The following is a 7,552-nucleotide window of genomic DNA, read 5'->3' as shown; positions in this document are numbered from 1 at the left end:
CGGCTGAGCGGCTTCATGGCCTTCGCGGGCGGCGCGGGCTTCATGGCGCTGGGTGGGCTGTTGTTCGCGCTGTTCCCGACGGCGCTGGCCAGGCTGGCGGGCGCGCCCGAGGACGTGCTGCCGCTGGTGGTGCCGCTGCTGATGGTGAGCGCCGTCTTCCAGGTGTTCGACGGCGTGCAGGGCGTGGGGGCGGGCGTGCTGCGCGGCGCGGGCGACACGCGCTTCACGTTCCTGGCCAACATGGTGGGGCACTACGCCATTGGCCTGCCGCTGACGCTGCTGCTGGGCTTCAAGCTGGGCCTGGGCGTGGTGGGCATCTGGTGGGGCCTGTGCGCGGGCCTCGTCACCGTGGCGGTGGCGCTGCTGTGGCGCTTCAACCGGATGAGCGCGGGCGCGCTACGTCCAGTTGAAGCGTAGCGGCGCGCGGCGCGGCTACCAGGGCAGGTACTGCTGAATCATCTGCCGCCACACGGGCCAGTCGTGCGTGCCGCCCTGCCACACGGCCAGGTGGTTGCCGATGTCCTTCTTCCACAGCAGGTTGGAGAGGTGCTCGTTGGAGGGGCGGCAGAAGTCGTGCTCGCCCACCGCCAGCACCAGCTCCACGCGCTGGAGGGCGGAGAGCCGCGCGGGGTCCGTGAGGTTCGGCAGCCACTCCGTGCATGAGTGGAAGTAGACGTCCGAGTCGTGGTGGCCGTCGAGGAACTCGTCCGTCTCGAACTTGCCGCCCATGGACAGCAGGCGCCGGAAGACGTGCGGGTGCCGCAGTCCAATGTTGTACGCGTGAAAGCCGCCGAAGCTGCATCCGGCCAGGGTGAGGCGCCCGCCGGTGCCGCGGCTCTTGAGCAGGGGCACCACCTCGTGGAGGAGGTAGTCCTCCCACTGCTGATGGCGGACGACGCGCTCACGCGGGGGGATGGCGGTGTTGAACCAGGACTCCTCGTCGACGGAGTCCGGGCACACCACGAGGTACCGGCCGGACTGGACGCGGTCGGCGATGGCGCCGATGAGGCCGAAGTCCTCGGCCTGGAAGAAGCGGCCCTTGCTCGTCGGCAGCAGGAGCACGGGCTCACCCGAGTGGCCGAAGATGAGCAACTCCATGTCGCGGTGCAGTCGCTCGCTGTACCAGCGGTGGTATTCGCGGTTCATGGCGCGCAACTTAATCGCAAGGCGTCAAAGGCCGCGACTGGCGTGCAAGGGCTGCTCGCCGGACTGCCGGGAGTGAACACCCGGGCGGATGTCTGACTTTGCCGAGTCGGAGGCTACCCGCCTGGGCGTTCGTTGCGGCTCCCACGGCTGGCGTGGCCTGTGGGGCCGGAAGCCTGCCCGCATTCCTCGCGCCCGGGCATACCACCGTGGGGGGAGCGCGCGCTCCGGCCGTTCGTAGGACAAGGCACCTTGTGCCGGTCACCCGACGGAAACCAGAAGTTGGACGGGTTTGCGTTGGAGCCGCTTCGGTTGGAACGCTTGGCGCGGATTCTCTTCTCCGTTCTCTGTGACGCGGACTTCCTGGACACGGAGGCCTTCTTCGATACGAGCCGGACCACGGCGCGCGTGGTGCCTGTGACGCTGCCCCAGTTCTTGGAGCGCCTGCGCGCGCACCTGGAAGAGAAACAGGGCGGAGCGCCGGATACAGTGGTGAGCCGAGTTCGCCGTGAGGTGCTGTGGTCACCTCCAGCGGCTCATTCACCATGGCCCGCATTTCTCCCAGGGCCCGTGGCCTCGTTGCCAACCCGACCTTCATCTCGGGCAACGCTCAGGATGGGAGCCACAGTGCGTCAGGCCAAGCCTGGACCGAGAGGAAGGAGGAGACACGTCGACCAGAAACTCGGAGAGGGAGCCCAGCGGGTGAACCTCGCCCAGAAGCTTCGCGGGCACTACGGGTACTACGGCATCACCGGGAACTTCGTAGCGCTCGCGCGGTTTCGCAAGACGGTGGTCTACGCATGGAGGCGGTGGCTTGCACGCCGCTCCCAGAGAGGGACCATCCCGTGGACGCGATTCAATCAACTGCTTCAGTTCCATTCGCTGCCGCGCGCCCGTGTCACGCACTCCATCTACGCCACGTAGCGAATCCCTTCTCCGAAGGGCCGGATGTGGGAATTCTGCACGTCCGGATCTGTGGGGGGCCAGGGAGGGCAACTTCCCCGGTCTACCCGACCCCATTGCAACGAGGGAAGGAGTGAGGTCAGCAGTGACCGCACTTAGGTCTGAATGGCATGATAAGCAGGTATTGATGGTCTGTCCGATTCCAGTGGTAAGGATATATTTGTCCGCGAGTATATATCAAATCAAAGACGCTGTGTGTCATTGGTTTTGGCCTGGACTGCAGTAATTTCATTTCATAAATCCCAGGCGGCTCACATAGGTTGAAAGTGCATCACATCCAAAGGATTGCAAGAAATGCCCTGGTTCGAGCGGATGTTTCGAGGTGCGCTGGGTTTGCTGATGGGTTCGACGCTGGTGGTGCCGCTTTCCGTCGCAGCCGGACCGGTCGATGCTGAATTGAGGCGGGTCAAGGACGCAGCGCCAGTGGCCCTGGCGGACCCCATGGAGAAAAAGGACGCCGCGTCCAAGGCCCTTCAGGTGCGGCGGTGGAACCCCCGTGCCGGACTGTCACAGTTGGCGGGGAACAGCACACCGGACACGGCGCAGTACCTCGACCTGAACACGCAGTGGAGCGACACTCTGGACGTGCAGGACGAGGAGGACTGGTACTACGTCCACGTGCCGAGCGGCGGCAAGGTCACGGCCTTCCTCAACACGGTCAACGATGCCAGCCTGGACTATGACCTCTACGCTTTCAGCTACGACGCTACGACGTTCGCACTGACGCTGGAGGCGCAGTCCCTCTTCGGCCCCGCGCACTATGAACAAACGAGCGTCACGGGTGCTGCGGGCTCATACTTCTTCTTCATGGTCCATGCCTATCAAGGGGCCGACCCGGTCAACCCATACACGCTGGTCGTGCTGCACTCGGCCACCCCCGACGTCGCAGAGCCAGATGACAACCCCTGGCAGGCGCAGAGCGCCAATTCCGGCCTCAATGCCACCCGGACGCTGGATAATGGCTTCGATGAGGACTGGGTCGTCTTCAACGTCGGGCTCCAGAACAACTACAAGTTCTCGCTGAGCACCGCCGCCGCGGCCACCTACCAACTCCAGATCTTCTCCAACCCCGGAGGGGCCCCCGCCGCCACCGTGAACAAGAACGCCTCGGCCACCTATAGCCTGCCGCCGGGGACTTGGTACGTGCGCGTCCTGTCGCTCGACGTGGTGGAACCGGCCACGCCCTACACCTTGCGAGTGGGCGTCGCACCGGCCTCCATCGTCCTCGACCGGGTCGACACCGAGAACGGCTACAGCGGCTACCACAACTTCGGGTTTGGCCTCGCCTGGCGCGTTCGCTACTTCGCGACCTTCGTGGGCTCGCTCACGGACATTTACGGCCAGCCCGTCGCCAACGCCCCCGTGGACATCACGGTCTTCACTCCCAGCACCTATCAGGCGCAGACAGATGTGAGCGGAGCGTCCGACGCGAACGGCCAGTTCACCATCACCACGAACGTGCCGCATGCGTGGGGCCGCGAGTCGCGCAAGGTCTACTTGTTCAGGGAGTATTACGACCGTGCGTCGTTCACCATCACGTCCGGCACCACGTCACTGAGCCGGGCCGTCTATCACTACGCGCACAGCGTCTACGAGCCCTGAGCCACGGGCTGGCTGCAGCTGGGTCCGCATCGTGGCTGGAACACGATGCGGACCCAGTTGCACATTCAATATTACGTTCCACAGACGGCAATCCGCTGAATCCAAAGCGCGGCCAGTCGCCCCTGTTGATGGTCCATCCGCTTCCGGTTTAGCGGCCGCTCCCGAGGGAAGCTTCGCGCCTGCGTCGTTCACGCTCGCGATGTTGCTGGCGTGAACGGGCGGTCACCTCCGCGATGAGGAGGATGCGCTCCTCCAATTGCTCCAGCGTCACGCCCCGGCTCATCATCGCATGGGACAGCAGCAGTGGGGCGCAGCGGGTCAACGCCAGCACCAGCGCGAGCCGCCCCGTCGCCTGCTGTTAGCCTGGCTCGCCTGTCTTCTGCCGCATCGAGAATTCCAGCAGGCGCGAGAGGGCCAGGGCAATCACCTTGGCGTACACGAACGAGAGCACAGCGCCAGGCCGAGTGGCGCGCAGCGCCGACCGTCCCACACCGAAGGCCGCTGGCCGTGCCTGGCTGGTGGAGGGGGCCCAGTCAGCCGCCAGTCGCCGTGGCAATTGGCAGGTGGAGTCGGCCACCTGCATGTTGGAGAATTCTTCCAGCAATGCCCCCAGCTCATTGAAGGACTTGCCCTCGCCGACTGCCTCTCGCACGGCCTGGGCGGCCCGGTCGGCCACTTCCGAAGAAGGCGCTGGGCGACAGTTTCTGTCCGGTGAGCGCGATGTAATTGGCGAAGGCCGTTGTCTGTGTGCCGGGCAGCGGCGTCACCGCGGCCACCGTGGACTCCACCAACGCCACCAGGTCCACCTGCGCTGGCGCTGCAACGCGCCCAACCGCCGCGCCGCCTCCAGGATGCCCTCGGCCGACACCAGCGCTCGCAGTCCCTCCGCCACCTGCGTCCTCGGCGTATTCTTCTTCATGCCGGAAGAATGTTCCTGGCCACCCTGTTTCGGCGGACCTGCCTGCCGGGCTGCACTCAGGTCCTTGATTCTGCTCCGCTTTCTCCATCCCGTTGAACGGACGCGGATGGACTCAGATGAGGGGATCCCTCAGGCCCTACCTGGGCGGCATGCTCGTTCGCCGGCTGGGCGGGGCGTGGGTTCCGCGACGGAAGATGGAGGAGTCTCAGGTGCGTGTCGGCGAGCGCGTCTGGTTGCCCTTCTTGCGCGCCCGTCGGTACATGCAGTCCCGCCAGTCGCTGCTGGACTACTCGCTCGCCCAGTTCTTCCATGAGGCGGAGCGGTACCGTTCCTGAGCCGTGGGCGTTCAACCGGGCGACACCCCTCAACGCCGGAGGTGCGCGGCTCCCGCTTCAATAAGCCCTATCCCCATGATTTCCCGACATGGTTCACTGCGAGTCATGTCGCGACTTCACCGTCTCGCCGTCGTCATCCTCCTGGCGTGTCCCCTCCTCGGCGCGGCGCCCGGAGACACTCGGCCCGTGACTCCCAAGAAAGGTGCTCCCATGACATCGGCTCACACCTGGCGCTTCGAGCTCTACCATCAGGTCAACCGCGGCGACCCCAACGCGGGGAACGACGTCCACGTCGGCTCGGACGGGAAGCGCTACGGCATGGGGCGCGAGGACTACCGGCCCTTCGTCGAACGGTGCGAGCTCATCCCGCCCGAGGGCTTCGAGCCACTGTCCGCCGAGCTCGGCTTCCTCCCGTACTTCGGCGAGCAGAAGCCCGCGACGACGCTGGGCGCATACTTCAAGGCGCAGTCCATTCGCGGGAGCACGCTCCAGAAGCTGCTGCCCAGAGACCTCGAGGGGATGCTCCGCACCCCCAAAGACGACCGGCAGTACTTCTCCACACGCGTCGAGCCGACGTCACAGGCCAGGCGCCTCGTCGTCATCTGGAACCCCGAGGGACAGTGGTACGTCGATGAGGTCTTCTACCGCATCGAGGGCCTCGGCGGCTGGCAGCGGGGGGCGTGCGCCGACGTGGTCGAAGGCACGTTCAGCGATTTCCTCCAATACTCGCCGCTGCTCGCGCCGCGGCTGAGCGAAGGTTTCTCGCAGTTGGAGCATCCGGAGCGGCGCCAGCAGCGGTTCTCCAAGGACGCGCTCGTGCTCAGGCTTCAGAAGACGCCCGGCATGCCCAACACGCGGAGCTTCTGGCTCGAGGTCTTCGCGGATGGCCGCTTCAAGCGCAACGGCCCGCTCCTCTCCGAGGTGAACGCGGACGACGCCCATCGGCTCACGACGCTGCTCATCGCGGCGAGCCGACTGAGCGAACTCAAGGAGGGCCGAAGCGCACCGCCTCCCCCCGCACATGACGGGCAGGAGACGACGCTCGAGTTCACCGTGAACGGCCGACGCACGCGCCTGACGTTGGGCAACGACACCCCGCCCTTCATGCTCCGCTTCATGAAGCAGGTGGCCACCGCCTACGGCCTCGAACTGTGAGCGCGCGGCCCCCGGGCGCCCCACGGCTGGAGGAACACCTCCGTCTCCTCCAGAATCCGCGGCAGTGACGCGGTGAGCTCGTGGCCGTCCTCCACCTCCACCAGCCGGACGTGGCGCTTGCCCTCCGCCCACTGGCGCGAGTTGCGGACGTCACAGGTGTCATCCTGGCGGCCGTGGATGATGAGCGTCGGCACGCGCACGTCGGGCCAGCCCTCCGTGCGGGCATCCACGGCCTCCGCGTCCGCGATGAAGCCCGAATGGATGCGCGCCTTCTGCTGCGTGACGAAGTCGTCCGTCTCAATCCAGCCAGACGTCTGCCAATGCCGCCACGCCGCGTCCCCCATCCTCCGGCGCAGCTGCGGGACGAAGCGGAAGGCGGGCGCCAGCAGCACCAGCGCACACACGCGGGCGTCCTGCTCCGCCACCCGGGCCGCCGTGAGACCTCCCAGGCTGGAGCCGATGAGCACCACGCGCTCCTCGGGCCCGCCCATGGCGGCCAGCACCGTGTCCAGCATGGCGCTCAGGCGGAGCTGCTCCAGGGAGGGGACGCGGAGGTTCAGCCGCTCCACCGGGATGCCCTGGTCCGCGTAGTGCCGGGCCACGGCCACACCCTTCTTCGAATCCGGACCCGAGGCGAAGCCGTGCAGGTACAGCCAACGAGGACCCACGGCGGAGGAAGCTGTCGTCGAAGCGCTCATGACGGGCCCACTCTAACGGGCGCGCGCGGCGCTGGCTTCAGATGCGCAACACCGGCCCGGCAATCACCGACTGCATGAGCTTGGCGCATTGGTTGAGCGCGCTGGACGTCAGCTTCACGTCGCAGAACTGGAAGCCCGTGGAGACGGACACGCCCCAGCGGTCGCTGAACCAGCCGTCCACGCCCACCCGGAAGGCCATGCTCGTGGTGTCGATGTTCGTCCGCAGCCACGTGCCCACGTCGTCCGGCGTGAAGGTGCTCCCCCAGCTCTTCGACAGCCGCGCGCCCACCCACGGGGTGATGGGCTTGTCCTGGAAGAAGCGCAGCCGCGCCTCGATGCCCACCGCCCGGTAGTCGAGCTGCGCGCGCTCCAACTGTCCCGACCGCATCGCGTCCGGGAACTGCTGGCCCCACGTCTCGGAGATCTCCGCCAGCAGGCCCACCGACAGCCCGGGTGGGGTCTCCAGGCCCAGGTAGCCGTGCAGCGCCGGGCCCCTCGTGCGGAAGTCGCTCAGATGGTCCAGGGTGATGCCGGCGCCCAGCGATGCATAGCCATTCCAGCCTGCCGCCACCGCGTCCGTTCCCACACACAGCACGCCCACCACCGCCACCCACATCGACTGCTTTCTCATGCGTTGCAGTCTATGCCTGGAGGTCGCCGTGGGGGACTCCGAGTGCCGCCCCTCGGACAGTTCAGCTACTTCCGCCCTGTCGGAGGGAGGGCGGAAGTAGCTGAAC

8 protein-coding genes and 1 pseudogene are annotated in these 7,552 nt (G+C 66.6%); 4 read left to right on the top strand and 5 right to left on the bottom strand.

What is annotated here, in order from left to right:
* Positions 1–417 (top strand): MATE family efflux transporter (locus tag HV824_RS33975; protein ID WP_255208560.1); only part of this gene is annotated, 417 nt, incomplete at its 5' end.
* A 15-nt stretch (positions 418–432) separates the two neighbouring features.
* On the opposite strand, the gene HV824_RS33970 is transcribed toward HV824_RS33975, so the two are convergent.
* A complete protein-coding gene (locus HV824_RS33970) occupies positions 433–1,146 on the bottom strand; it encodes an esterase family protein (protein WP_176425124.1) in 714 nt (237 codons plus the stop codon).
* A 1,254-nt stretch (positions 1,147–2,400) separates the two neighbouring features.
* Here HV824_RS33970 and HV824_RS33965 point away from each other — a divergent pair.
* Positions 2,401–3,708, top strand: a complete 1,308-nt coding sequence (locus HV824_RS33965; RefSeq protein WP_176425123.1) for a hypothetical protein — start codon at positions 2,401–2,403, stop codon at positions 3,706–3,708.
* Positions 3,709–4,066: 358 nt separating this feature from the next.
* Here the strand turns inward: HV824_RS33965 and HV824_RS33960 are convergent, their stop codons facing one another.
* Positions 4,067–4,360, bottom strand: a complete 294-nt coding sequence (locus HV824_RS33960; RefSeq protein WP_176425122.1) for a hypothetical protein — start codon at positions 4,358–4,360, stop codon at positions 4,067–4,069.
* 111 nt (positions 4,361–4,471) lie between these two features.
* Positions 4,472–4,627 (bottom strand): hypothetical protein, encoded by a 156-nt coding sequence (locus HV824_RS33955; RefSeq protein WP_176425121.1) that lies wholly within the window; start codon positions 4,625–4,627, stop codon positions 4,472–4,474.
* Between the two features lie 137 nt (positions 4,628–4,764).
* On the opposite strand from HV824_RS33955, the pseudogene HV824_RS33950 reads away from it, so the two are divergent.
* Positions 4,765–4,962 (top strand): annotated as a pseudogene (locus HV824_RS33950) (hypothetical protein); the annotation flags it as partial.
* 210 nt (positions 4,963–5,172) lie between these two features.
* Positions 5,173–6,117, top strand: coding sequence for a hypothetical protein (locus tag HV824_RS37805; protein ID WP_255208558.1), 945 nt, complete (start codon positions 5,173–5,175; stop codon positions 6,115–6,117).
* Here HV824_RS37805 and HV824_RS33940 read toward each other — a convergent pair.
* Positions 6,099–6,815 (bottom strand): YqiA/YcfP family alpha/beta fold hydrolase, encoded by a 717-nt coding sequence (locus HV824_RS33940; protein ID WP_176418594.1) that lies wholly within the window; start codon positions 6,813–6,815, stop codon positions 6,099–6,101. The genes HV824_RS37805 and HV824_RS33940 overlap by 19 nt on opposite strands.
* Positions 6,816–6,852: 37 nt before the next feature.
* Positions 6,853–7,446, bottom strand: a complete 594-nt coding sequence (locus tag HV824_RS33935; RefSeq protein WP_176409958.1) for a hypothetical protein — start codon at positions 7,444–7,446, stop codon at positions 6,853–6,855.
* Positions 7,447–7,552: the final 106 nt, after the last annotated feature.

The sequence above is a fragment of the Myxococcus sp. AM009 genome (genome assembly GCF_013372605.1).
Classification (GTDB): domain Bacteria; phylum Myxococcota; class Myxococcia; order Myxococcales; family Myxococcaceae; genus Myxococcus; species Myxococcus vastator.
The sequence above is the reverse complement of the archived record's forward strand: the minus strand, read 5'-3'. Positions and strand labels throughout refer to the sequence as shown.